Origin of the sequence: Saccharothrix coeruleofusca, assembly GCF_014648515.1 — a bacterium.
Lineage (GTDB): Bacteria > Actinomycetota > Actinomycetes > Mycobacteriales > Pseudonocardiaceae > Actinosynnema > Actinosynnema coeruleofuscum.
Window position 1 is genome coordinate 721729 of sequence record NZ_BMRG01000003.1, and the last position, 24613, is coordinate 746341.

Sequence of the window (24613 nt, forward strand, 5' to 3'; positions counted from 1 at the left end):
GTCAGGGCACCAGCAGACCCCAGTGGAGGGCCCACGGCAGGAACACCGCGCCACCGGCGAGCAGCAGGCCCAGACGCGCCCGGTGCGCCGGGGACAGCCGGGACCTGGCCCGCCACGACGCGACGGCCGTGGTGATCGCGGCGACCACGACGACCAGAGCGAGGAACTGCAGCCCCAGCCACGGCACCGGGCGGCCCAGCACCACCGCGCCGGGGGTCTTGGCGCCGCTGGTCGACAGGTAGCCCAGGTAGCCCAGGAGCCCCAGGACGCTCAGCAGCCCGGAGGTGGCCAGCCAGCGCGCCGGTCGCCGGACCGGCGGTGCGCCGCGCCGCCCGCGCAACCGCCGGACAGCGGCGCTCAACCCGTACCCCGCGAACGCCACCAGCAGCACCGCGACAGCCGCGAGCTGCGCGCCGGGCGAGACCGGCTCGACGGCCGCGGTCCGGCCCTCCTGCCGGGGCAGCGGACCGGTGCTGGCGGCGGGCGGCCCCGCGGCCAGCCCGTTGACCCAGGAGCCGACCAGCCCCAGGTACTCCGGGGAGACCTCGTCGCCGCGCCGGATCCCGTCGGCGGAGACGCGCATCGTGTGCTCGGCCCCCGGCACGGTGCGCAGGGTGTAGCGGGTGTTGCCGCCCCGGTCCAGCGACTCCTGGAACACGCGCATGCTCTCGCCGCCGGGGATCACCCGGTCCTGCTCCCCCCACAGGCCGAGCACCGGCTGGGTGACCCTGGCCAGCGCGGGCGCCGGGTCGTAGCCCGCCTCGGGGAACAGCCCCGCGCCGACGACCAGGCCGATCGCGGTGCGCGAGACGGTGTCCACCATCGAACCGGACACCCCGAGGCCGGTGAGCCGGTTGCGCAGGTTCCACGACTGCTGGCGCTCGGGCGACACGCCGGACGCGCCGACCGCGACCAGGAACGCCACGTCGGTCGACCGCGCGGCGGCCAGCGGGATCACCCAGCCGCCCTCGCTGACGCCCCAGAGCCCGGTCATGGCGGGGTCGACGTCCGCGCGCCCCCGCAGCGCCCGGAACCCGGCCAGCGCGTCGTCGGCCAGCAGTTCGAAGTCGACGTCGGACTTGGACTTCCTGGGCCGCTTGTCGTAGACCAGCGTCACGATGCCCGCGCGGGCGAACGCCTCGGCCTCCTGGCGGTAGCCCTCCCGCGACACCCGGCCGGAACCGTGCACCATCACCACGGCGGGCCTGCGCACACCGGGGGAGGCGGTCGGGGCGATCACCGTGCCGCGGAGGGGCAGGTCCCCGCTGGAGAAGGTGATGTCCTGTTCGGTCAACCCGTCCGGCGCGGCCTGGGCGGGTGGCGACAGCGCGGTCAGCGCCGCGATGGCGGCTGTCGTCGCGAGCAGCCGACGGAGGGCGCGCCGGATCGGCGAGTTGCTTTCGGGGAGCACAGGTGCTCTCCTTCCCGAGGAGGTCTCGTACGAGGAGCACGCCGGAAACGGCGTGGTACTGCGGCTTCCGACTGCCGGGGCCGCCGAGTGCCAGCTCGGCGGCCCCGGTCCGCTCAGCGGCGGTCGTCGGGTTGTGCTGCGTCGGGTTGTACTGGGTCGGGCTGTGCTGCGTCGGGCTGTGCTGCGTCGGGCTGTGCTGCGTCGGAGTCGGGCAGCGGAAAGGCGAAGAACCGGACGGCGACGCGACGCGCATCCACGGGTGTCTCCTCCTCCGGCCGCTGGTAGCGCTTGAGCAGCGCCATGTACTCGTCGAAGAACTGGTGCAGCTCGGGCAGCGTCAGCCGGATCGAGCCGCGCGAGTACGGCAGCGCGTCGGCCCACTCGCCAAGCTCCCCCCGCCGTCGCAGGAACTCCGCGAACAGCTCCTGGTCGGCGGCCAGCTTGAACTGGTTCAGCTGCTCCAGCAGGGCCCGCACCTCCGGGTCTCGCGGCGCGCGGGGAACCCTGAGGTCTTGAACGGGCGCACGCCACCACCGCTCGCGCCCGTGGGCGCGCTCGGGCACCTCTTCGACGAAGGCGTGCTTGGCCAGCATCCGCAGGTGGTAGCTGGTGGCGCCGCTGCTCTCCCCGAGCGCCTTGCCCAGGGTGCTGGCCGTCGCCGGACCGTGCCGCGCCAAGTGCCGCAGGATGCGCTGGCGCAACGGGTGCGCCAGCGCCCGCAGTTCCACCACGTCGGTGATCTCACGAGGCGCGACCATGGTGCAAAGGTAGCTTTGCAAAGCTGTCTTTGCAAGTAGGTCCTCCGTCGAGCCGATCAGGCTCGACGGTTCGGCTCTGCGCCTCTATGAGCACCGTTCGTCCAGGTGGAGGCGTTCATGCCCGAGGGGCTCATCGCCGTGGCGGGTCGGCCCGGCATCTCGTCCGGCAGCACGTCGAAGATCCACGACGACACGTCCCCGATCAGCGACGCTTCAAGAGTCGACCGAGCATGTCGTCCACCTGTGCCGCGTTCTGACGGCTGGTGCATCCGCGTTTTGTCGGTCAGCTCATCCGCGTTCTGTCGGTTAGCCCGCGTCCGTGAGTGCTTTCGTGCAGCGCAACGCAACTTCGAGGGTGGCTGAGTTGCTGGACCTGCCTGGGCGCGCGTGGTTCAGCTTCGACGACGAGAGCGTGTTGGCCCGCGCGACGGACGATCCGATCGATTTCGTGGATGCCTTGCCCCGGCCGGCGGCGGTGGACGAGTTCCAGCGTGCGGGGCGCGGCTTCCTGCTCGCGGTGAAGCAGGCAGCCGACCGCGATCGTGCACGGGGTCAACTGCTGTTGACGGGATCGACCAACTACCCGGCGGACAAGGGCCTCTCGGAGACCTTGGCGGGCCGTGCCGGACGCTTGCTGCTGTGGCCGTTGTCGGCGGGGGAGCGGCTCGGTGCGCAGGAGACCTTCCTGGCTCTCCGGAAGCGGCACGAGAACCGATCACCAGCCGCGCGAACACCACTCGTCCGGGCGAGGTCGTTCGCGCCTCAGGGCGGAATCGTCCCCGTGGCCGAGGTGGAGCCACGTCTCGTCCAACAACACGTCGTTGATCAGCGAGGTGAAGTTCTCCGGCGACGTGCTCATGCCGACACCGCCGAGGAAGGGTGAATCACGTGACCGGTGAAGAGGTCCAGCGCTTGTAGCTCGAAGTGCTACGTAGGGCTACGCTTGGCCTGTGAAGGTCATCAGTCAACGGGAGTTCCGCAACAACTCGGCTGCGGTCATGGACGCGGTCGAGGCGGGGGAGACTTACCACGTCACCCGCAACGGTGTGGAGATCGCGGAGGTGCGCCCCCTGCCCCGCAGGCGGCGTTGGACGGCGGAGGAACTGGTGGAGCGGCACCGGAGGCTGCCGCAGGTCGATCACGACCGCATGAGGCGTGAGGCCGACGCCCTCTTCGGTGGCGAGGACCGGATCGGTGGAGACGACCCTTGGGAGCGGGGCCGTGGCTGAGCGGCGCGAGTCGGGTGTGTTGGACACCTGCGCCTACATCGACCTGGGCCTGCTCGATCCGGCGGCGCTGCCGGAGATTCCCGAATTGACCGCGATCACCATGGCCGAACTGCACCAAGGTGTGGCGATGGCGAAGGACGCCGCCACACGGGCCGCGCGGACCGAGAAGTTGGGCGCGGCGATCGCGGAGTTCGAGCCGTTGCCGTTCGACAGCCAGGCCGCTGCCCGCTTCGGCACGCTGGTGGCGCTGACCTTGGACGCGAACCGGGACCCGAAACCGCGCCGCCTGGATCTGATGATCGCCGCCATCGCCTCCGCGCGCGGACTGCCGCTGTACACGCGCAACGCCAAGGACTTCGCCGGACTTGAGGGCATGGTCGAGATCGTCGAGGTGTGAGAAGCGGGCCGGAGACCTGGAGCCGCGGCGAGCGGAGTGAGGCTGAGGAGTGGTTGCAGGGCTGCCTGACCGCACGGAGGCCGTGCCGATCCGGCGGCCGTCGTAGTGTCTCAGGGCAGGCGGGATCGCCAAGTCGATGCTCAAGCGTGATGTGACGCAGTTGCACGAGCACGATCGTCGGGACCTCGCAGCAGTGGGTCCATGCCTGGACGAACACGTCGGATCGACGTACTGCGATGAGCCACTACCCTCACCGCACCCAACCTGTCGCGGGCCACCTGTCCGGTCGCCGCGCACCGTGAACCGGAGGTTCCATTGCCGAAGGTGCCTGATGCTCGCAGGCCCAGCCGTGCGGCGGTCAACGCGCTGCGGACGCTTCTGGAGCGACACAATCACATAGTTCAGGAGGTGGACGGCCAGAACGACTTCGGAGAGGACCAACACGTCACGTTCACCGAGGACGGTGAGGTCACCGGCGACCTGGTCAAGATCCAGGTCAAGGGCGGTCGTTCGTGGCGCAGGGCTGATGGGTACGCCGTGCCGATCGGTGACCATGGCAGCACCTGGGCCGATGGCAACCTCCCGGTGCTCTGCGTCGTGCACGACCCGGACACCGACGGTCTCTACTGGGCCAATGCCACCAAACAGTTGCTGTCGGCTCGGCGCAACGGCGAGGTGCTCAATGCGATCACCATCAGCCCGGACCAGAAGTTGGACGATGAATCCATTGCGGACTTTGTCGCCGAGGTCAGACGCTACCTGAGCCGTTATCGGGGAAGCCGAATCATCCAGGCTCGGTTAGGTGAGAAGGCGGGCGTCGAGTTCAGTCCATCAGATATCGTGCGACACCATGTGAACGTGTACGGGGAAGACCTGATTTTTTGGCAGCGCCGGGGTGAGGGATTTGCAACCCTGCTGCACAGCGACCTCGACTGGCAGCCGGTACATATCGGCCCCGAACATCTGCATCCCGACGGTCGGTCAGGCGTTTTTTCCGGTGTTCCCATAGTGGCGGACATAATACTGCACATGGCCGAGGCGCAGTGGCTGGCGGCCTGCTTCGACGCGACTGAGCGGGCTCGTAAACCCGCCGTCGACGATCCGCCGCTTCGAACCAACATCGACGCACGTGACAACTACGTAGCCAAAAGAGTTGAACGCCGTCTTTGGATTCAACTCGACGCCTTGCCCCGGTCAATCCAGGCGCTCCACGCCGAGACCGCGACCGACCATGACCTGGCTGCCATCGCCGCAGAGTTGGAGTCGGATGCCGAGGTGTGTGCCGAGGCGCTCTCGAGAACGTGGCCCGAGATGTCGGACAAGGCGCGTCGGCTCGTCACGTTCTACCTGGTCAAAGACGTGCACGTGGGCTCGGCCGCGTTGCCGATTGACGAGCAGTTCCGGATCGTCTGGCGATGTCCCCGGCCGACTGCCGAATACGGTTTCGGGGCGCGGATCGGACAACCGAGCACTCGCATGTCGTCGAACCGGGAGATCGTCAGGGCTTTCCAGCTCAAGCCGGGCGACAGGATCTACTGGCTGAGTCGGCACGGGAACGAACGCGGCAGGGATGTTTCGGCAATCTGGGATTCCGAGGACACTCCCGGAGCCGTCTGCGTGCTTTTCGATCGGCTGACGCTGGGCGACACCTTCTGGTTGGGGGAGTTGTTCGCCCGGAAGGCGTCCGCCAAGCCGCGCTCCGGTGCGCCTCCCGTTTAGCTTGTCTGCAGCGAAAAGGGCCGCCTGACGACTCAGGCGGCCCCGTCCGGAATGTTCTTCAGCTCACCAGCCGCGTGAGCGCCACTCGTCCAGGTGAGGTCGTTCACGCCCCAGGGTGGAGTCGTCCCCGTGACCGGGGTAGAACCACGTCTCGTCCGGCAGCACGTCGAAGACGCGCGACGACACGTCGTTGATCAACGAGGTGAAGTTCTCCGGTGACGTGGTCTTCCCGACACCGCCGGGGAACAGCGAGTCGCCGGTGAACAGGTGCGGGTGCCCGGCCGGGTCGCGGTAGAGCAGGGCGATGGACCCCGGCGTGTGCCCGCGCAGGTGGATGACCTCCAACGGCACCTCGCCGACGTGAATGACATCACCCTGAGTGACGAACCGGTCCGGCGGCACCGGCAGCACCCCGGCGTCCAGCTCGTGCGCCACCGTGTTGGAGCCGTTCGCGCCCGCCACCGCGCCCAGCGCGCCCCAGTGGTCCGCGTGCTGGTGGGTGGTCACCACGGTCTTCAGCCGCGGCCGGTGCACCGAGTGCCCCACCACGTCCGAGATGCGCTGCGGGTCCGCCGCCGCGTCGATCAGCAGCGCTTCGTTGGTGGCGCGGCACACCAGCAGGTAGGCGTTGTTGTCCATCGGCCCGACCGACACCTTCGTGATGGTCAGGGCGTCCAGCGTCCGTCGCGTGGCCGGTCCGCCCGGCTCGACGTGACCGGTGTAGTGCTCGAGTACGTCCACGATCGCCGACGGTAGCCGCGCGGGCGTGTCAAGCGCACATCTTCAGGGTGCTCACAGCTCTGCCCGTTAGGGTTGTTAACGATCGCCCCCGACCGTAATCACTCGAACACGCTCCGAACAGGTTCTCCACCCCGTGCCCAAGACTCGTCGGATCAACTGGGACGTCCTGCGCGTTCTCGCCGTGTTGGCGGTCCTGCTGCAGCACGCGACCCACGCCGGTCCCTCCGCTCACCCCGAGATCGGCTCCCCGGCCTTCACCGTCTCCCTGGAGATGGGGGCGAGCGCCCTGGTCGTGATCTCCGCCTTCTTCACCTGCGCCTCGCTGGCCAAGGGGCACCGCGCCCGCTTCCTGCGCAACCGCCTCGCCCGCCTGCTGCCCGCCTACGCCGTGGCCGCCACCTGCACCTACGGCGTGCTGCGCTACCTGGCCCCGCAGGGCTGGAGCCACCTGGAGCCGCGTGACCTGCTGCTCAACGTGCTGATGCTGCAGAACTGGTTCCCCGACGTCCGCTTGGTCGACTTCTCCTACTGGACCCTCCCGGTGCAGGTCACCGGCTTCGTCGCGGGCGCCCTGCTGGCCTCGCGCGTCCGGGGCCGGGCGTTGCCGCCGCTGCTGTGGGGGCTGGTGCTGGGGCCGCTGGTGCTGCGGTTGTGGACGGTCGAGCCCGGCCTGGTGCGCACCTTCTACGACGGCCTGGGCGTGCACCGGGCCCAGCTGTTCGCCGCGGGCGTGGGCATCTGGCTGTGGTCAAAGGGGCGCCTCGGCGACGGACACCTGATCGTGCTGCTCGCGGCGGCGCTGGGGGCGCAGTGGGTGCACAGCGCCGACCTGGAGTCGACGCTGGGCCTGGGCGTGCTGCTGGTCGGGGTGTGCGCCGCCGCGGCCGGTCCGGACTGGGACGTCTGGCCGGTGCGCGTGCTGGCCCGGCCCGTCCAGTGGCTGGCGGGCATCTCCTACGGCGTCTACCTGGTCCACCAGGAGATCGGCTACGTCGTGATGGAGCGGTTGACCGGGTTCGGGCCGTGGGTGCAGCTCGTGGCGTTCACCGGCGTCGCGGTCGCCCTGGGCTGGCTGCTGACCAAGCTCGTCGAGCGGCCCGTCTACCGGCTGCTCACCACCAGCCACCGCCCCGTGCTGGTGCGCTTGCTACTGGCGGGCAGGCTCACCCTTCACAGCCAGCTGGGCAGCGCGGGCGCCGTCCCGTCGAGCCGGGTGCCGTCCTGGCGGCCGGTCAGCCACCCGATCGCGTCGGCCGCGGCGCCGCTGAGCGAGGTCGACGCGTCACTGCCCGTGGTGGTCAACTCCCAGCTGCGCTGACGGCCGTCCGGCAGCCGCACCTCCAGGCGCACCGCGGGCACGTCGGGGCGGTCGGCGTACTGGCCGACCGCCTCGTCCACGAACCACTCCGCCAGGTGCGGGGGCAGGTCGGCGAAGCCGACGCCGCAGTCCAGGTCGACCAGGTGCAGCCACACCTCGCGCAGCCGCAGCCAGGGGACGCGGTGGGCCAGCAGCGGGCCGCGCAGGTGGGCCACCTCGGCCTCCCACGCCCCGGCGGGCAGCTCGGCCGCGGCGGTGGCGAACCGCTGGCAGGCCGCGTCCAGGTCCGCCCGCAGCAGCTGGGGCCAGCGGATCGCGCCCTCGGCGATGTCGGCGTCCCGGTCCGCCGCGCTGGGGTACATCTGGTGCTCGACCCCGGTCTTGGCCCAGGTCAGCAGGTTGACCAGGGCGTCGGCCTGGCGGGCCAGGTGGGTGATGACGTGTGCCCGGCTCCAGCCGGGCAGCAGGCTGGGTCCGCGCATCGCCACCTGGTCCAGCCCCTCGACCGCGGCGTACAGGGCGGACGTGGCCACCTCCACCTCGGCCAGCCCGGCGACCGCGTCCTGCGCGGCCGCGGACTGCTCGCGCGGCGCGGGTACGCTCGTTCCGGTGGAGTGGACCTGGGCTGCATCAGCGAAGCTCATGGGCACCTCATCCCCGATCGGCCGCCGAATGGCCTATCGCTCCAGCGTAGGGGCGTTGCCCACCCCTAGGTAGACCCGTTGGCGCACGATCGGGCGGAAGCGGGCCGGTTTTTGTCGGTGGTCGGCCCTAGCATGGGGCGTCACCCTCCTCGGTCGGGGAAGCATCAGGTCCAGTACGCTTTTTCGAACGCGTGTTCGGGGATCGCAGAAGTCGAAGGGAACCGTAAGTGGCGGACCGCCTTGTCGTTCGCGGCGCACGCGAGCACAACCTGCGAGGCGTTGACCTCGACCTGCCCAGGGACAGCCTGATCGTGTTCACCGGGCTGTCCGGCTCGGGCAAGTCGAGCCTCGCCTTCGACACGATCTTCGCCGAGGGCCAGCGGCGCTACGTGGAGTCGCTGTCGGCCTACGCCAGGCAGTTCCTCGGTCAGATGGACAAGCCGGACGTCGACTTCATCGAAGGGCTGTCGCCCGCGGTGTCGATCGACCAGAAGTCGACCAGCCGCAACCCGCGCTCGACCGTGGGCACCATCACCGAGGTCTACGACTACCTGCGGCTGCTCTACGCCCGCGCGGGCAAGCCGCACTGCCCCACCTGCGGCGAGGCGATCAGCAAGCAGACCCCGCAGCAGATCGTCGACCAGGTGCTGGCCATGACGCAGGGCACCAAGTTCCAGGTGCTCGCCCCGGTCATCCGCGGTCGCAAGGGCGAGTACCTCGACCTGTTCGCCAACCTGCAGTCGCAGGGCTACTCGCGGGCCAAGGTCGACGGCGTGGTCTACGCGCTGGGCGAGGTGCCCAAGCTCAAGAAGCAGGAGAAGCACCACATCGCGGTCGTCATCGACCGGCTCAGCGTGAAGGCCAGCGCCAAGCAGCGGCTGACCGACTCGGTGGAGACCGCGCTGCGGCTGGCCGACGGCCTGGTCGAGCTGGAGTTCGTCGACCTGCCCGAGGACGACCCGTACCGGGTGCGCGGCTTCTCCGAGAACCTGGCCTGCCCCAACGGCCACCCGCTGGCGATCGAGGACCTGGAGCCCAGGTCGTTCTCGTTCAACTCGCCCTACGGCGCGTGCCCGGTGTGCACCGGCATCGGCGTGCGCAAGGAGGTCGACCCGGAACTGGTGGTGCCCGACGACGAGCTGTCGCTGGCCGAGGGCGCGATCGCGCCGTGGGCCAGCGGGCAGACCGCCGAGTACTTCACCCGGCTGCTGGAGTCGCTGAGCCTGGCCATCGGGTTCCGCATGGACACCCCGTGGCGCAACCTGCCCGCCAAGGCGCAGAAGGCGGTCCTGCACGGCGTCGACGAGCAGGTCAACGTCCGCTACAAGAACCGCTACGGCCGCGAGCGCTCCTACTACGCCAACTTCGAGGGCGTCATCCCGTTCCTGGAGCGCCGCCAGGAGCAGACCGAGTCCGAGTACATGAAGGAGAAGTACGAGGGCTACATGCGGGAGGTGCCGTGCCCGACGTGCCAGGGCACCCGCCTCAAGCCCGAGATCCTGGCCGTGACGCTGCACCACGCCACGCGGGGTGACAAGTCCATCGCCGAGGTCTGCGCGATGAGCGTCGCGGAGTGCTCGGAGTTCCTCGACGGGCTCCAGCTGGGCGAGCGCGAGGCCATGATCGCGGGCGCGGTGCTCAAGGAGATCCAGGCCCGCCTGCACTTCCTGCTCGACGTGGGCCTGAACTACCTGTCGCTGGACCGCGCGTCGGGCACCCTGTCCGGCGGCGAGGCGCAGCGCATCCGGCTGGCCACGCAGATCGGCTCCGGCCTGGTGGGCGTGCTCTACGTGCTGGACGAGCCGTCGATCGGCCTGCACCAGCGCGACAACCACCGGCTGATCGAGACCCTGACCCGGCTGCGCGACCTGGGCAACACGCTGATCGTGGTCGAGCACGACGAGGACACCATCCGCACCTCGGACTGGGTGGTCGACATCGGTCCCGGCGCGGGCGAGCACGGCGGCCGGGTGGTGCACAGCGGCCCGTACAAGGCGCTGCTGAAGAACAAGGAGTCGATCACCGGCGCGTACCTGTCGGGGCGCCAGCAGATCCCGATGCCCGCCACGCGCCGCAAGGTCGACAAGAAGCGCCAGCTGACCGTGGTCGGCGCGCGCGAGCACAACCTGCGCGGCATCGACGTGTCGTTCCCGCTGGGCTGCCTGGTCTCGGTCACCGGTGTCTCCGGCTCGGGCAAGTCGACGCTGGTCAACGACATCCTGGCGACGGTGCTGGCGAACAAGCTCAACGGCGCCCGCCAGGTGCCCGGCAGGCACACCCGGATCAAGGGCCTGGAGCACGTCGACAAGCTGGTGCAGGTCGACCAGTCGCCGATCGGCCGCACCCCGCGGTCCAACCCGGCCACCTACACCGGGGTGTTCGACCACATCCGCAAGCTGTTCGCGGCGACGACCGAGGCCAAGGTGCGCGGCTACCAGCCGGGTCGGTTCTCGTTCAACATCAAGGGCGGGCGCTGCGAGGCGTGCGCGGGCGACGGCACCATCAAGATCGAGATGAACTTCCTGCCCGACGTCTACGTCCCCTGCGAGGTGTGCAAGGGCGCCCGGTACAACCGGGAGACGCTGGAGGTGCACTACAAGGGCAAGACCATCGCCGAGGTCCTCGACATGCCGATCGAGGAGGCGGCGGAGTTCTTCGAGCCGATCAACGCCATCCACCGGCACCTGCGGACGCTGGTCGACGTCGGCCTGGGCTACGTGCGGCTGGGTCAGCCCGCGCCGACCCTGTCCGGCGGTGAGGCCCAGCGCGTGAAGCTGGCCAGCGAGCTGCAGAAGCGCTCGACGGGCAAGACGGTCTACATCCTCGACGAGCCGACCACGGGCCTGCACTTCGAGGACATCCGCAAGCTGCTGGGCGTGATCAACGGCCTGGTGGACAAGGGCAACACGGTGATCGTGATCGAGCACAACCTCGACGTGATCAAGACCTCCGACTGGATCGTGGACATGGGGCCGGAGGGCGGCTCGGGCGGCGGCACGGTGGTCGCCGAGGGCACCCCGGAGCAGGTGGCGGAGGTCGCCGAGAGCCACACCGCGGAGTTCCTGCGCGAGGTGCTGGGGGTCCGCGCCTCGGCGTGACACGACCCCGGTGGGGGCGCGGCCGGTTCTGGTTTGCGCGCCCCCGCCGGGGTGAACACGGTGGTCATGCCGGTGAACTCCTACCGCTTCCGCAGCGTCTGGTCCGTGGCGGCTCCGCCCGGCGAGGTCTACGACGTGCTGGCCGACCTGCGCGGCTACCTGGACTGGTGGCCCGAGGTGCGCGAGGGCCGCCAGATCGGCGAGCAGGCCGCCGAGCTGCGCTGTCGTTCACTGCTGCCCTACGACCTGGTCTTCGAGGTCCACCACAACACCAGCGACCGCGAGCGGCTGCTGCTGCGCGCGGACCTGGTGGGCGACCTCGACGGCACGGTGGGCTGGACGCTGCTGCCCGAGGGCGAGGGCACCAGGGTCGTCTACGACCAGGAGGTGGTCGTGCGCAAGCCGCTGCTGCGCCTGCTGGGCCTGCCCGCGCGGCCCCTGCTCAAGGCCAACCACGAGCTGATGATGCGCCACGGGCGGCGCGGACTGGAGACCTACCTGGCGGGTTTGCGGGCCGCGCGCCAGTCCCGCGTTCGGGAGGCCGGGTAGTGGTCACCGGCCCGCCCGGAGACGCCGGGTGGTACTTGCCGTAGATCGTGGTGAACCGCTCCGGGCCGCGGTACGTGCATGTGGTGAGCCGGTCGCCGGGACGGACGCGGCGACCGCGAGGAGGTTCACCATGACCCGCACACGTGCGGTGGCGCTCGGGGCGGTCGCCCCCATCGGTGCCGCGCTGCTCACCGCCTGCGGCCAGGCGCGGCGCGATGGTGCGGTGCGGGCCACCCTCGGCGGCCTGGGCGCCGTGCTGACCGACAAGGACAGCACGACGCTGTACCGGTTCGACGAGGGCAGTGCGAACCCCTCGGCGTCTACTTGCGACGGTGCGTGCGCGGTGAAGTGGCCGCCCCGCACCTCTTCCGGCGACGAGTCGTGCGGCGAGGCCAATGGCCACGGCCTGGGTGGTGGCCGGTTCGCCGCCACTCCGGAGGGGAAGAAGGCGGGCTGACCCCCGGAGGCGGGAACCCCCTGCGAGGGAGGGCGCAGGGGGTTCTCCGCGGTTGGCCGGGGGACGCTCAGACCACCAGGCTCAGCAGTGCCGCCACCGCGAAGCCGACCACGGACAGGATGGTCTCCAGCACCGTCCAGGTCTGCAGCGTCTCCTTGACCGACAGCCCGAAGTAGCGGGACACGATCCAGAAGCCGCCGTCGTTGACGTGCGAGGCGATGATCGAGCCGGACGCGATGGCCATGACCACCAGCGCCAGCTGCGGCTGCGAGTAGCCGAGGTCGGCCACCACCGGGGCGACGATGCCGGTGGTGGTCACGATGGCCACGGTCGCCGAGCCCTGCGCGATCCGCAGCGCGCAGCTGATCACGTAGGACAGCGCGATGACCGGCAGGCCGAGGTCGGACAGCTCGGTGGCCAGCACCTTGCCCACGCCGGTGGCCGAGAGCACCGCGCCGAAGAACCCGCCCGCGCCGACCACCAGCAGGATCATCGCCACCGGCCGCAGCGAGGCCGCGGACAGCTCGGTGACCTGCTCGCGGGTCATCCCGCGGCGGAAGCCCAGCAGCCAGAACGCCAGCAGCACGGCGATGGTCAGCGCCACCGCGGGCGTGCCGAAGAAGGTGAACACGCCCAGCAGCGTGGAGCCCTTGGGCAGCAGGATGCTGCCGAACGTGCCCGCCAGGATCAGCACCAGCGGCACCGCGATGATGCCCAGCACCAGCGACAGCGGCGGCTCGTCGCGGGCACCCTCGCCGCGCGCCTTCTCCGCGGCGGCCAGCATCTCCTCGGGCACCGGCACGGTCAGCCGCTTGCCGATCCACGACGAGAACAGCACACCGCCGACCAGCCACGACGGGATGGCCACGGCCAGCGCCATGATGATGATCCAGCCGAGGCTGACCCCCAGCAGACCCGCCGCGGCCACCGGGCCGGGGTGCGGCGGCATGAACGCGTGCATCACCGACAGGCCGGCCAGCAGCGGCATCGCGTAGAGCACGATCGACCGGCCGCTCTGCTTGGCGGCCACGTACACCAGCGGCGCGAGCACGAAGATGCCGATGTCGAAGAACACCGGCACGCCGAAGATCAGGCCCGCCAGGCCCATCGCCAGCGGCGCGCGGTTGTCCCCGAACAACGTCAGCAGCTTGCGGGTGAGCACCTGCGCGCCGCCGGAGGCCTCCAGGATCGCCCCGAGCAGGGTACCCAGGCCGATGATGGCGGTGATGTGGCCGAGGATGCCGCCGAAGCCCTTCTCCAGCAGCGAGTCCGACGCCTTCTGCGCCGAGCCGACCAGGGTCTCGGTGGGCACGCCCGCCGCCAGCGCGACCAGCAGGCCGACCACGATCAGCGCGATGAAGGGTTCGACCTTCCACCTGATGATCAGCAACAGCAGGAGGGCGATGCTGAGCGCGGCCAGCGTCAGCAGCCCTCCGGTCGAGTGCTGCAACCAGTCGATCACGCGCGGCTCCGGGGGTTTCGCAGGGAACGGCCAGGCAGGGCGTCGGTGCGCCTGCCGTCGTCGATCACGGGTACCCCGTTGACGACGACGTGGGGGATGCCCGCGGCGGCTTGCCGGGGCAGGTCGAAGGTGGCGGTGTCGGCCACGGTGTCGGGGTCGAACAGCACCAGGTCCGCGGCGTAGCCCTCGCGGACCAGGCCGCGGTCGGTCAGCCGCAGCCGCCGCGCGGCCCGCCCGGTCAGGTGCGCCACGCACTCCTCCAGGCCCAGCACGCCCAGTTCGCGCACGTAGCGGGCCAGGTAGCGGGGGAAGGTGCCCCAGGCGCGCGGGTGCGGCCGGTCGCCGACCAGCAGGCCGTCGCTGCCGCCGGTGTGCGCGGGGTGGCGCATGATCGCCTGCACGTTGTCCTCGTGGCCCACGTGCATCAGGCAGGACGTGCCCAGCCGCTCGGAGATCAGCACGTCGAAGTACAGCTCGGCGGGCGGGCGGCCCGCCACGCGCGCGGACTCGGCGACGCTGCGCCCGACCAGGTGCGCGTTCTCCTCCCGGCGCACGCCGTTGATCTCGATGGAGTCCCAGTCCACCGGCACGCCGTGGCAGCCGTCCGAGCCGGTGTCCTCGATCTCCGCGCGGACGCGCTCACGGGTGTCCACATCGGACAGGCGGGCCAGGGTGGCCTCCGGGCCGCCCTCGGTGGCCCAGCTGGGCAGCAGCGCGGACAGGTAGGTCGCGCCGGGCAGGTACGGGTAGGTGTCGAGGGTGATGTCCGCGCCCGCGGCGATCGCCTCGTCCAGCAGCGCCAGCAGCTCGCCCGCGCGGCCCTCGTTGACCGGGAAGTTCATCGTGGCGTGCGCCAGGTGCAGCGGGCAGCCCGATTCCCTGGACACCGCCACCATCTCCGCGTACGCCTCCAGCGCGCCCGCGCCGTAGCTGCGGTGGTGCGGGCTGTAGAACCCGCCGTGCTCGCCCACGACCTTGCACAGCTCGACCAGCTCGGCGGTCCCGGCGTACATGCCGGGCGTGTAGGTCAGCCCCGAGGACAGGCCCATCGCGCCCTGCCGCAGGGACTGCGCGAGCACCGAGCGCATCCGGTCCAGTTCGGCTTCGGTGGGCGGGCGGTCCTCCCAGCCAAGGCACAGCATCCGCAGCGTGCCCTGCGGCACCAGGTAGGCGGCGTTGACCGCGATGCCGCGGTCGAGCCGGTCCAGGTACTCGCCGACCGAGCGCCAGTCCCAGTCGAAGCCGGGCGGGTCGTCGTTCCAGCCTGCCAGCTGGCCGCGCAACGTGGCCAGCACCTCGTCGTCCACCGGGGCGTAGGACAGCCCGTCCTGGCCGAGCACCTCGGTGGTGACGCCCTGGCTGACCTTGGCCATGTGCTCGGGTTCGGCCAGCACCTGCAGGTCGGAGTGCGAGTGCATGTCGATGAAGCCCGGCGCGAGCACCAGGCCGTCCGCGTCGACGACGCGCTTGCCCCCCAAGCCGCGGCCGATGCCCGCGATGCGGCCGTCGGCGACGCCGACGTCGGCTTGGTAGGCGGGCGCTCCGGTGCCGTCGGCCACCAGCGCGCCCCGGTAGACGATGTCCACGCGGCCTCCCCGAGGAGTAGGTTCAGAAGTAGGTGCGGATCAGGTCGACCACGGTGGTGCCGCGCACCACCGGGATCAGCTGCCACTTGTCGAACACCGTGCAGGGGTGGGACAGCCCCAGGCCGATCCAGTCGCCGACCTCGACCGGCGAGTCCTCGGGCAGCCTGAGGAACGCGTGCTGGTCGTTGAGCGCGGTGACCTCCGCCTCCAGCGGCCGCTGCACGCCGTCGCGGCCGCGCACCACCTGCGGCTCGGGCAGGCCCTCGTCGAACGAGGCGTCCCGCTTGCCCAGCGTCAGCAGCGCCAGGTCCGGCTGCGGACGCGAGGTGACCTGCGCCCAGGCCCGCAGCGCGGAGCGGAACGGCTGCGCGCCGGGCGTGCGCCCCAGCGGCGAGATGCCCCGGTAGAAGCCGTCGTCGTGGGTGATGTACGCGCCGCTGCGCAGCACCGGCCGCACCGGGAACGGCCACGGCCGGGTCAGCGCCGCCGCGACCTGGTCGAAGTACGCGCTGCCGCCCGCGGTGACCACGGGCTCGTCGACCTCGAACAGCTCCCGCAGCGAGACGGTCAGCTCGCGCAGCGACTCCAGGTAGCCGTCCACGGCGGCCTTGGCGGCGGGGGAGGCGTCGTGCGCCAGCGCGCCCTCGTAGCCGCCGACGCCCGCCAGCCGCAGCGCCGGGCTCTGCGCCGCGGCCCGTGCCACGGCCTGCGCGGTCGGCAGGTCCCGCGCGCCGGTCCGGCCGCCGGGCGCGCCCAGCTCCACCAGCACGTCCACCGGCCGCTCGACCGGGCCCAGCGCCTCGGTCATCCGCTCCACCGACGCCACCGAGTCCACCCAGCAGGTGAACTCGAACGCCGGGTCGGCGGCCAGCTCGGCGGCCAGCCAGCGCAGCCCGGCCGGGTCGACCAGCTGGTTGGCCAGCAGCACCCGGCGCACGCCGAAGGCCCGGTAGACCCGCAGCTGGCTGGTGTTGGCCGCGGTGATGCCCCACGCGCCGTGGTCGAACTGCCGGGCGAACAGCTGCGGGGCCATGGTGGTCTTGCCGTGCGGGGCGAGCGCGACGCCGTGCTCGGCGCACCAGCGCGCCATCACCGCCAGGTTGTGCTCCAGCGCGTCGGCGTCCAGCACCACCAGCGGGCCGACGAAGCCGTCGGTGAACAGGTCGGGCCCGCGCGCGGCCAGCTCACCGACGGTCGAGCCGAAGGCGTCGGCGGGCACGCCCTTGAACCGCCAGTCGATCCGCTCCTGCCGGATGGCGGCGACGGCGTCGCGGTCGAGATCCACGAGTCCGCTCCTCACGTTGCACATCTCGCAACGGGTATTGCGCGATGTGATGTGGACGTGTGTAACATTCGGCTCGCCGCCCAGTCAACGAGTGAAATCCGGAGGACACGGATGCGTTACAGCGTCTCGGGCGGCGTGGTGTGCCTGGGCGAGACCATGGCGGTCCTCGTCCCCGCCGAGCCCGGACCGGTGCGCGCCGCGCGCACGTGGACGCGGGCGATCGGCGGCGCCGAGTCCAACGTGGCCGTCCACCTGGCACGCCTGGGCGTGCGCAGCCGGTGGGTCGGCGCGGTGGGCGACGACGCCTTCGGCGGCGCGGTGCTGGACGCCGTCGGCGGCGCGGGCGTGGACGTCACCGGTGTGCGCGTGGACCCCGACCGGCCCACCGGCCTCTACGTCAAGGAGGCCGACGCGGCGGGCAGCCCGGTGCGCTACTACCGGCGCGGCTCGGCGGCTTCGGCGATGGGCCCGGAGGTGCTGGACCGGCTGGACCTGGACGGCGTGGCGCTGGTGCACGTCAGCGGCATCACCGCGGCGCTGTCGGACAGCTGCCTGGCGCTGCTGCGCGCGATCGTGGCCAGGCCCCGCGACGTGCTGGTGTCCTTCGACCTGAACTGGCGGCCCGCGCTGTGGCGCGACCGCGACCCCTCGGTGCTGCGCGAGCTGGCCGACGCCGCCGACATCGTGCTGACCGGCTCCGACGAGGCCCAGCTGGTGTGGGGCACCGGAGACCCCGCGCGGCTGCGGCGGCTGCTGCCCGGCCCCGGCACGCTCGTGGTCAAGCAGGGCGAGCACGGCGCGACCCTGGCCGAGGGCGGCACGACGACCTTCCAGCCCGCCCTCAAGGTCGAGGTGGTCGAGCCGGTCGGGGCGGGCGACGCGTTCGCCGCCGGGTACCTGGCCGCCCACCTGGCGGGTGAACCGCCCGCGCGCAGGCTGCGCGCCGGTCACCTCCAAGCCGCCGCGGCGCTGCTGACCAGAGAGGATGTCGGCGACCCGCTGCCGGGTCAGGTGACCACGCCGCTGCTGGACGCCGACCCGGAGACCTGGGCCGCCGCGCACCTGAGGAGACGCCGATGAGCCAGAGCCTGGACCGCGCGCTGACGCTGGTCGGCCAGTTGGCGACCGGGCCCAAGACGCTGGAGGAGCTCTCCGGTGTCATCGGCGTGCACAAGTCCACCGCGCTGAGGCTGCTGCGCACCCTGGAGGCGCACCGGTTCGTGCAGCGCGACGGCGTGCACCACTACCGGCTGGGCACCGCCCTGTTCGACCTGGCCCACCGCGCCCTGGAGGAGCGCGACGTGCGGCGCTGCGCCGAACCCGCGCTGCGCGAGCTGAACTCGCGGCTGGGCTACACCGTCCACCTCGCGTCCTATGAGGACGGTGAGGTCATCTACATCGACAAGTACGACAGCACCCACCCGATGCGGATGTACTCCCGCATCGGCAGACGCGCGCCGCTGCACTGCACGGCGGTGGCCAAGGTGCTGCTGTCGGACCTGCCGGAGACCGAGCGCCGCAAGGTCGCCGCCGCGATCGACTACGTGCCGCTGACCGCCAACACCATCACCGATCCGCAGACCTACCTGGCGGAACTGGCCAAGGTGCGGGAGCGCGGGTACGCCGTGGACAACGCCGAGCACGAGGACTTCATCCACTGCATCGCCGCCCCTGTGCGCGGCGCCCGCGGCGAGGTGGTGGCCGCGGTCTCGATGTCGGTGCCCAAAGTCCTGCTGGACTACGACGGCCTCATGGGCCACCTGCCCGATCTCCTGGCCACCGCCCGAGCCGCCTCCGTCGAGTGCGGCTGGTCCCCCCGCCCCTAGACCACCGGACCACCGTCCCCAACCACCACGCGAGGCCGACTTCCAGGCGGCCTCACCCGACCCGGCGGAGCCGGGTCGATCGAACACAGGAGGATTCGTGCCCAAGACCGAGATCCGCACCGAGCAGGCGCCCGCCCCCGTCGCGAAGTTCTCCCAGGGGGTCCGCAAGGGCAACGTGCTGCAGGTGGCGGGCCAGGTCGCCTTCGACGCCACGGGGGCGGTCGTGGGCGAGACCGTCGCCGAGCAGACCGCCCAGGCGCTGCGCAACGTCGTGGCCGTGCTGGAGGCGGGCGGCGCGAGCCTGGACGACGTGGTGATGCTGCGCGTCTACCTGACCGACACCGCGCACTTCGCCGAGATGAACGAGGTCTACAACCAGTTCATGTCCGAGCCGTACCCGGCGCGCACCACCGTCTACGTCGGACTGCCCGCCGGCCTGCTGGTCGAGATCGACGCGCTGGCCGTGCTGGGCGACTGACGCAGTTCTGCCGGTTGTTCTGCGTGGTGCCCGCGCCCTCGCGGCGGTTGACTGGGGGTAACCCGGATCGCATGTCATGGAAGGACGACACGGCGATGGCGAAGAACGCATCACCGATCGGGTGACCTCGATTCGGCGGCCCGCGCGCGGTACTCCCCGACCGCGTCCGGGTCGCCGAGGTCGCCGTGCAGGGCGGCCAGGGCGTCGAGCACCAGTGCCAGGCGCGCATCGCGGTGCTCGGTCATCACGGCCAGCGCCCGCTCCAGCTCGGTCTTGGCTTGCGGCAGCCGACCGAGCCGGTGCAGGGCGATCCCGCGCAGGTAGGCCGCATCGCCCTGGCTGCTCGGCGCGTGGGCGGAGCGGGCGAGCTCCGCGGCTTCGCCCGCCACCTCGGCGACCTCCTCCCAGTCGCCCAGCTCGACCAGGCTCTGGCCGACCCGCACCAGCAGCGCCGCGACCATCTCGTCGCGCATCCTCGGGGCCAGGCCCAGCGCGTTGGCCCGCATGTCGGCGACCAGCCCCCGGTGCAGCTCGGCGGCTTCCTCGTAGCGCTGTAAACCGTTGAGCACCAGTCCCAGGCAGGACGCGGCGATGTGCCCGCCCAGCGGGTAGCGCGCGTCGTGGAACAGCTGCCGCGCCCGCACCGCGCTGTCCCTGGCCTCCTCCAGGCGGCCCGAGCGCAGGTGGGAGACCGCGCGGTAGTGCATGGCCCACGCCTGCTCGCGCACGTCGCCCGCGGCCACCGCGGCCTGCCACGCCCGCTCGTGCAGCGCCAGCGCCTCCTGCGGTTTGCGCAGCAGCACGGCCAGGGTCCAGGTCAGGAAGTTCAGCTGGACGGCTTCGTCGCGCACGCTGCCCAGCGCCCGCGCCGCGGCGACGCCCGCGGTGAACACCTCCGCCCACGTCTGACCGCTGCCGCGCTGGTCGGAGTACCAGTGCATGGCGGTGGCCAGTGCCAGCACCTCGGCGTGCCCGCCGTGCTCGCTCGCCCAGCGCAGCGCGCCGAGCCAGTTCGCGGTCTCGGCGGCCAGCCAGGCGTCGGCGTCGTCGGCGTCGCGCAGGTTCCCGACGGGGGACTGGCGCCCCTCGGGGGCGAAGAAGCCGCCCGCGGCGGTGGCGGTGGCCAGCAGCCAGGAGACCATCCGCCCCCTGGCCTGCTCCACCACCGGCGCGGGTTCCTCGTCGGCCAGCCGCTCGCCCGCGAAGACCCGGATCAGGTCGTGGAACAGGTAGCGGCCGGAGACCTCGGCGGTGTCCAGCAGGCTCATGTCCACCAGCTCGTCGAGGGTGTCCTCGGCGGCGAACCGGTCCACGTCGGCCAGCGCGGCGGCGAGGTCGGGGGTGAAGTCGGCCCCCGGCACCAGCGACAGCCTGCGGAACAGCACCGCGGCCTTGTCGCTGAGCTGCCGGTAGGACATCTCGAAGGCGGTGCGCACCTGCAGGTCGCCCGCGGTCAGCGCGGTCAGCCTGCGCCGCTCGTCGCCCAGCTGGCCCGCCAGGTGCGCCACGGTCCACCGGGGGCGGCTGGCCAGCCGGTTGCCCGCGATGCGCAGCGCCAGCGGCAGGTGCCCGCACAGCGCGGCGACCCTGGTGGCGGCTTCCGGCTCGGCGGCCACCCGGTCGCGGCCCGCGATGCCCGCCAGCAGCTCCAGCGAGGCGCTCGGGGTCAGCACGTCCAGGCCCAGCCGCACCGGCGCCTCCAACCCGCCCAGCACCTGCCTGCTGGTCACCAGCACCAACGACCGCGCGCCGGTGGCCAGCAGCGGCCGCACCTGCGCCTCGTCCGACGCGTTGTCCAGCACCGTCAGGGTGGAGCGGGTGCGCAGCAGCTCCCGGTACAGGTCCGAGCGCTCGGCCTCGGTGGGGGGCATCCGGTTCTCCGCGACGCCCAGCGCCAGCAGCACCCGGTGCACCACCTCCGACGGGTGCAGCGGCCGGGCGTCCATGCCGCGCAGGTTGAAGAAGAAGCAGCCGTCGGGGAAGCGCGGGGCCAGTTGGTAGGCCGCGCGCACCGCCAGGCTGGTCTTGCCCCCGCCCGGCGGGCCGTGCACCACGACCACGCCGGTGCCGCGCACCCGGTCCGCGGCGTCGGCCAGCGCGGCCAGCTCGGCTTCCCGGCCGGTCAGGTCCACCAGGTCCGGGGGCAGCGCGCTGGGGGCCACCGGCAGCTGCTTGCGCGCCCGCCCCTCCTTCGCGGCGGCCATCAGCGCCTGCGCCTGCGGCTCGGTCAGCGCCAGCAGCCGGGCCAGCGCCTCCACCGTGCGGCGCTGCGGGCCCTTGGCCCGGCCGCGTTCCATGTCGCTGATGGCGCGCACGCTCACCCCGGAGCCCGCGGCCAGTTCCTCCTGGGTGAGCTTCGCGCGCAGCCGGTGCTCCCGCAGAAGCTCGCCGAACGTCATCGCCACTCGGCCGACCCTAGCCGGCGCCGGGCTGGTAATGCTTGCGCCATGACGTGGTACGCGGACCGCCCTGCCCGATTGGGCCGACAGGTGCTGGCGGACTTGCTGGCCGTGGCGTGGGTGTGGTTCTGGGTCGACCTGGCGCTGGGGGTGCGCGACGGGGTGCTGCGCCTGCGCGCGCCCGGCGACGGCCTGGTGTCGGCGGGGCAGGGGCTCAGCGACACCTTCCGCGACGCCGCCGACCGCGCGCGGGACGTGCCGCTGGTGGGCGGGCGGCTGGCGGACGCGCTGGGCCGGGGGCAGGACGCGGGCGGGTCGATGGTGGGCGCGGGGCAGACCCAGATCGAGGCGGTGGAGAGCACCGCGCAGTGGCTGGCCATCGCGCTGATCGCGCTGCCGGTGGCGTTCCTGCTGGTCAGCTGGCTGCCGCTGCGGGTGCGCTACGCCCGCCGCGCGGGTGCGGCCAAGCGCTTGCGGGACACCGGCCGGGAGGACCTGCTGGCGCTGCGGGCGCTCAACGAGCTGTCGCTGCGCAGGCTGGCCGCGTTCGACGGCGACCCGGTGGAGGGGTGGCGCCGCCGCGACCCGGAGGTCATCCGGGCGCTGGCGGCGGGTCAGCTGGCCGCCGCGGGCCTGCGCCCGCCGCGCTAGCCACAGCGCGTCCGGCGGGTAGTAGTCACCGGCCTGCGCGAGCCCCCTCGGGTAGTACTTGCAGACGTACCGGAGGGGGCATCGCCGGGTGCGGTCAGTACACCGGGCCGGTGTACTTCTCGCCGGGGCCCTGGCCCGGCTCGTCGGGCACGGCCGACGCCTCGCGGAAGGCCCGCTGGACCGACTGCAGGCCGTCGCGCAGCGGGGCGGCGTGCGGGCCGAGGTACTCGGTCGCGGCGGTGACCAGGCCCGCCAGCGCGGTGATCAGCCTGCGGGCCTCGTCGAGGTCGCGGCGGGGGCTGGTGTCGGGGTCCTCGTCGGCCAGGCCGAGGCGCTCGGCGGCGGCGGACAGCAGCATGATCGCCGCCTTGCTGATCACCTCGATGCTGGGAACATCGGACAGCTCGCGGACGTTGTCTGAAGGCAGGTCGGTCACGTCGGCCATTGTCGCAACCGCCTCCGCCACCGCGCCGGTTCGGGGTTGACAAGGACCGTCTGCTACTATTCTCCCGCGACCAGTCCCCGCACGTGCGGGGACGGCAAGTGGAGCCCCGCTCCCACCCGAGTCTGCCGCTTCGAGCAGGTGGCCGGGTCCGGTCCCTCGAGGGGTGGACTGCGCCCTTCGTTGTGCGATCGGTCGGAAGAGCGGGCCCCACACCGGGCAGGTGTGGGGCCTCTTGTCTTTGGCGCACAACGAGTCACAAAGGACGTGAATGACAAGTCCCTCGAACCGAGGTGCTCCCGCGAGCACCGAGCCGCGCATCAACGACCGCATCCGCGTGCCCGAGGTTCGTCTGGTCGGGCCGAACGGCGAGCAGGTCGGGATCGTTCGCATCGAGGACGCGCTCCGACTCGCCCAGGAATCGGACCTCGACCTCGTCGAGGTCGCCGCGCAGGCTCGGCCGCCGGTCTGCAAGCTCATGGACTACGGCAAGTTCAAGTACGAGAGCGCGCAGAAGGCCCGCGAGTCCCGCCGCAACCAGCAGCTGACGGTCATCAAGGAGCAGAAGCTCCGCCCGAAGATCGACCCGCACGACTACCAGACGAAGAAGGGCCACGTGGCCCGCTTCCTGTCGCACGGGAACAAGGTCAAGGTGACCATCATGTTCCGGGGTCGTGAGCAGTCCCGTCCGGAGCTGGGCTACCGGCTGCTGCAGCGGCTGGCCGAAGACGTCGCGGAGCTCGGGTTCGTCGAGTCCAACCCGAAGCAGGACGGCCGCAACATGATCATGGTGCTGGCCCCGCACAAGAACACGAAGACCCGACCGGTGAAGCAGGACAGCGGCACCGCGGAGGAGTCCGGCGAGGAGTGACCTCCGGGGCCCTGCGCCCCGGAGCAAGCATGGCCGCCCCCATCTGGTGGCTGCATGAGACGAGGACGGAAATGCCCAAGAACAAGAGCCACAGCGGGACCTCCAAGCGCGTGAAGGTCACCGGCAGCGGCAAGATCGTCCGCGAGAAGGCGGGCAAGCGGCACCTGCTGGAGAAGAAGTCCAGCAAGCTGACGCGGCGCCTGTCGGGCACCACCGAGGTCGCCAAGAACGACGTGTCGCGGATCAAGAAGCTGCTCGGCATCTGATCCACCCGCTTTCCCCCGAACACCGGGGCCTTCGGCCCCATGAGATCGACAGGATGGACCCGTGGCACGCGTCAAAAGGGCAGTGAACGCCCAGAAGAAGCGCCGTACCACCCTTGAGCTGGCCAGCGGTTACCGCGGTCAGCGCTCGCGGCTGTACCGCAAGGCCAAGGAGCAGGTGCTCCACTCGCTCAACTACGCCTACCGGGACCGCCGGGCGCGCAAGGGCGACTTCCGCAAGCTGTGGATCCAGCGCATCAACGCGGGTGTCCGTGCCAACGGCATGACCTACAACCGCTTCATCCAGGGCCTGCGCCTGGCCGAGATCGAGGTCGACCGCAAGATCCTGGCCGAGCTGGCCGTCAGCGACCCCGCCGCGTTCACCGCGCTGGTGGAGCTGGCCAAGGCCGCGCTGCCCAGCGACGTCAACGCGCCCGCTCAGGACAACGCCTGAGCACCGATCAGCGCGCACCACGACCCGGGGATGCTCCGTTCACCGAGCGGACACCCCGGGTCGTTGCCGCTCGGCGACTGACCCGCCGCTCCGGGCGCGACCGCGCGGAGCGGTTCCTCGCCGAGGGCGCCCAGGCGGTGCGCGAGGCGCTCACCTGGGCCGCCGCCGGGCGGGGGCGGGTGCACGAGCTGTTCGTCACCGCGGTCGCGGCCGATCGCAACCCGGAGCTGGTGCGCGACGCCGTCCAGGCGGGCGTGCCGGTGAGCGGGGTGACCGACAAGGCCGCCGCGGCGCTGTCGGAGACCGTGACGCCGCAGGGCCTGATCGCGGTGTGCGACCTGGTGCACGTGCCGCTCGCGGAGGCGGTGCGGCCCGGTGCCCGACTGGTCGCGGTGCTGCACGGCGTGGCCGATCCGGGCAACGCGGGCACCGTGGTCCGCGTGGCCGACGCGGCCGGGGCCGACGCCGTGGTGTTCGCGGGCGACGCGGTGGACCCGCACAACGGCAAGTGCGTGCGGGCGTCCACCGGCAGCGTGTTCCACCTGCCGCTGGCCCGCGCGCGGTCGGCGGACGAG

24 protein-coding genes and 1 pseudogene are annotated in these 24613 nt (G+C 71.7%); 16 read left to right on the top strand and 9 right to left on the bottom strand.

Annotated elements, in window-relative coordinates; translation table 11 throughout:
• Position 1: 1 nt before the first annotated feature.
• On the bottom strand, positions 2-1411 hold the full coding sequence (locus tag IEZ00_RS12020; RefSeq protein ID WP_229795467.1) for an alpha/beta hydrolase family protein: 1410 nt from the start codon (positions 1409-1411) through the stop codon (positions 2-4).
• A gap of 113 nt (positions 1412-1524) precedes the next feature.
• Positions 1525-2169, bottom strand: coding sequence for an ArsR/SmtB family transcription factor (locus IEZ00_RS12025; RefSeq protein WP_189223250.1), 645 nt, complete (start codon positions 2167-2169; stop codon positions 1525-1527).
• Positions 2170-2524: 355 nt separating this feature from the next.
• Between IEZ00_RS12025 and IEZ00_RS38090 the strand changes: the two genes are divergently transcribed.
• From IEZ00_RS38090 to IEZ00_RS12045, 4 genes are all read left to right on the top strand, one after another.
• Positions 2525-3052 carry an AAA family ATPase gene (locus IEZ00_RS38090; RefSeq protein WP_189223251.1) on the top strand — a complete coding sequence of 176 codons (528 nt, stop codon included), beginning with the start codon at positions 2525-2527 and terminating at the stop codon, positions 3050-3052.
• Positions 3053-3119: 67 nt separating this feature from the next.
• On the top strand, positions 3120-3398 hold the full coding sequence (locus tag IEZ00_RS12035; RefSeq protein WP_189223252.1) for a type II toxin-antitoxin system Phd/YefM family antitoxin: 279 nt from the start codon (positions 3120-3122) through the stop codon (positions 3396-3398).
• Positions 3391-3795: a type II toxin-antitoxin system VapC family toxin gene (locus IEZ00_RS12040; protein ID WP_189223253.1), complete on the top strand. Its 405-nt coding sequence runs from the start codon at positions 3391-3393 to the stop codon at positions 3793-3795. Before IEZ00_RS12035 ends, IEZ00_RS12040 begins: the two co-directional genes overlap by 8 nt.
• A gap of 324 nt (positions 3796-4119) precedes the next feature.
• Entirely contained in the window at positions 4120-5514 is a 1395-nt protein-coding gene (locus tag IEZ00_RS12045) for a DUF4365 domain-containing protein (RefSeq protein WP_209621410.1), read from the top strand.
• A gap of 63 nt (positions 5515-5577) precedes the next feature.
• Here the strand turns inward: IEZ00_RS12045 and IEZ00_RS12050 are convergent, their stop codons facing one another.
• Positions 5578-6255: an MBL fold metallo-hydrolase gene (locus tag IEZ00_RS12050; RefSeq protein WP_189223255.1), complete on the bottom strand. Its 678-nt coding sequence runs from the start codon at positions 6253-6255 to the stop codon at positions 5578-5580.
• 133 nt (positions 6256-6388) lie between these two features.
• Here IEZ00_RS12050 and IEZ00_RS12055 point away from each other — a divergent pair.
• Positions 6389-7324 (top strand): annotated as a pseudogene (locus tag IEZ00_RS12055) (acyltransferase family protein); the annotation flags it as partial.
• Between the two features lie 101 nt (positions 7325-7425).
• On the opposite strand, the gene IEZ00_RS12060 reads toward IEZ00_RS12055, so the two are convergent.
• Positions 7426-8217 carry a maleylpyruvate isomerase family mycothiol-dependent enzyme gene (locus IEZ00_RS12060; protein ID WP_189223256.1) on the bottom strand — a complete coding sequence of 264 codons (792 nt, stop codon included), beginning with the start codon at positions 8215-8217 and terminating at the stop codon, positions 7426-7428.
• A 227-nt stretch (positions 8218-8444) separates the two neighbouring features.
• Between IEZ00_RS12060 and uvrA the strand changes: the two genes are divergently transcribed.
• The 3 genes from uvrA (at position 8445) to IEZ00_RS12075 (ending at position 12321) form a co-directional block, all read left to right on the top strand.
• Entirely contained in the window at positions 8445-11315 is a 2871-nt protein-coding gene (gene uvrA / locus IEZ00_RS12065; RefSeq protein ID WP_189223257.1) for an excinuclease ABC subunit UvrA, read from the top strand.
• Between the two features lie 66 nt (positions 11316-11381).
• A complete protein-coding gene (locus IEZ00_RS12070; RefSeq protein ID WP_189223355.1) occupies positions 11382-11864 on the top strand; it encodes an SRPBCC family protein in 483 nt (160 codons plus the stop codon).
• A 130-nt stretch (positions 11865-11994) separates the two neighbouring features.
• Positions 11995-12321, top strand: coding sequence for a hypothetical protein (locus tag IEZ00_RS12075; protein WP_189223258.1), 327 nt, complete (start codon positions 11995-11997; stop codon positions 12319-12321).
• A 67-nt stretch (positions 12322-12388) separates the two neighbouring features.
• Here the strand turns inward: IEZ00_RS12075 and IEZ00_RS12080 are convergent, their stop codons facing one another.
• Genes IEZ00_RS12080 through IEZ00_RS12090 form a run of 3 tightly spaced genes read right to left on the bottom strand, consistent with a single transcriptional unit; the run spans position 12389 to position 16678 of the window.
• Positions 12389-13783, bottom strand: coding sequence for a GntP family permease (locus IEZ00_RS12080; protein ID WP_189223259.1), 1395 nt, complete (start codon positions 13781-13783; stop codon positions 12389-12391).
• Positions 13780-15369: an N-acyl-D-amino-acid deacylase family protein gene (locus IEZ00_RS12085; RefSeq protein ID WP_189223260.1), complete on the bottom strand. Its 1590-nt coding sequence runs from the start codon at positions 15367-15369 to the stop codon at positions 13780-13782. Before IEZ00_RS12085 ends, IEZ00_RS12080 begins: the two co-directional genes overlap by 4 nt.
• Positions 15370-15391: 22 nt before the next feature.
• The gene (locus tag IEZ00_RS12090) at positions 15392-16678 is read right to left on the bottom strand and encodes an amino acid deaminase (protein WP_189223261.1); all 1287 of its coding nucleotides are present in this window, start codon (positions 16676-16678) and stop codon (positions 15392-15394) included.
• Between the two features lie 87 nt (positions 16679-16765).
• Here IEZ00_RS12090 and IEZ00_RS12095 point away from each other — a divergent pair, with 87 nt between their 5' ends.
• The 3 genes from IEZ00_RS12095 (at position 16766) to IEZ00_RS12105 (ending at position 18958) form a co-directional block, all read left to right on the top strand.
• Complete coding sequence (locus tag IEZ00_RS12095; RefSeq protein ID WP_189223262.1) at positions 16766-17734, top strand: sugar kinase; 969 nt, start codon at positions 16766-16768, stop codon at positions 17732-17734.
• Complete coding sequence (locus tag IEZ00_RS12100) at positions 17731-18480, top strand: IclR family transcriptional regulator (protein WP_189223263.1); 750 nt, start codon at positions 17731-17733, stop codon at positions 18478-18480. Before IEZ00_RS12095 ends, IEZ00_RS12100 begins: the two co-directional genes overlap by 4 nt.
• 97 nt (positions 18481-18577) lie before the next feature.
• On the top strand, positions 18578-18958 hold the full coding sequence (locus IEZ00_RS12105) for a RidA family protein (RefSeq protein WP_189223264.1): 381 nt from the start codon (positions 18578-18580) through the stop codon (positions 18956-18958).
• A gap of 110 nt (positions 18959-19068) precedes the next feature.
• On the opposite strand, the gene IEZ00_RS12110 is transcribed toward IEZ00_RS12105, so the two are convergent.
• A complete protein-coding gene (locus IEZ00_RS12110) occupies positions 19069-21357 on the bottom strand; it encodes an ATP-binding protein (RefSeq protein ID WP_189223356.1) in 2289 nt (762 codons plus the stop codon).
• Between the two features lie 48 nt (positions 21358-21405).
• Here IEZ00_RS12110 and IEZ00_RS12115 point away from each other — a divergent pair, with 48 nt between their 5' ends.
• Positions 21406-22008 (top strand): hypothetical protein, encoded by a 603-nt coding sequence (locus tag IEZ00_RS12115; RefSeq protein ID WP_189223265.1) that lies wholly within the window; start codon positions 21406-21408, stop codon positions 22006-22008.
• A 94-nt stretch (positions 22009-22102) separates the two neighbouring features.
• Here the strand turns inward: IEZ00_RS12115 and IEZ00_RS12120 are convergent, their stop codons facing one another.
• Positions 22103-22453 carry a DUF1844 domain-containing protein gene (locus tag IEZ00_RS12120; protein WP_189223266.1) on the bottom strand — a complete coding sequence of 117 codons (351 nt, stop codon included), beginning with the start codon at positions 22451-22453 and terminating at the stop codon, positions 22103-22105.
• Between the two features lie 268 nt (positions 22454-22721).
• Here IEZ00_RS12120 and infC point away from each other — a divergent pair, with 268 nt between their 5' ends.
• From infC to IEZ00_RS12140, 4 genes are all read left to right on the top strand, one after another.
• Positions 22722-23321 carry a translation initiation factor IF-3 gene (gene infC, locus IEZ00_RS12125; RefSeq protein ID WP_189223267.1) on the top strand — a complete coding sequence of 200 codons (600 nt, stop codon included), beginning with the start codon at positions 22722-22724 and terminating at the stop codon, positions 23319-23321.
• Positions 23322-23392: 71 nt separating this feature from the next.
• Positions 23393-23587, top strand: a complete 195-nt coding sequence (gene rpmI, locus IEZ00_RS12130) for a 50S ribosomal protein L35 (protein WP_189223268.1) — start codon at positions 23393-23395, stop codon at positions 23585-23587.
• 61 nt (positions 23588-23648) lie between these two features.
• Positions 23649-24038, top strand: coding sequence for a 50S ribosomal protein L20 (gene rplT, locus IEZ00_RS12135; protein WP_189223269.1), 390 nt, complete (start codon positions 23649-23651; stop codon positions 24036-24038).
• A partial coding sequence (locus tag IEZ00_RS12140) for a TrmH family RNA methyltransferase (protein ID WP_229795514.1) occupies positions 24035-24613 on the top strand: 579 nt, incomplete at its 3' end. The genes rplT and IEZ00_RS12140, both read left to right, overlap by 4 nt.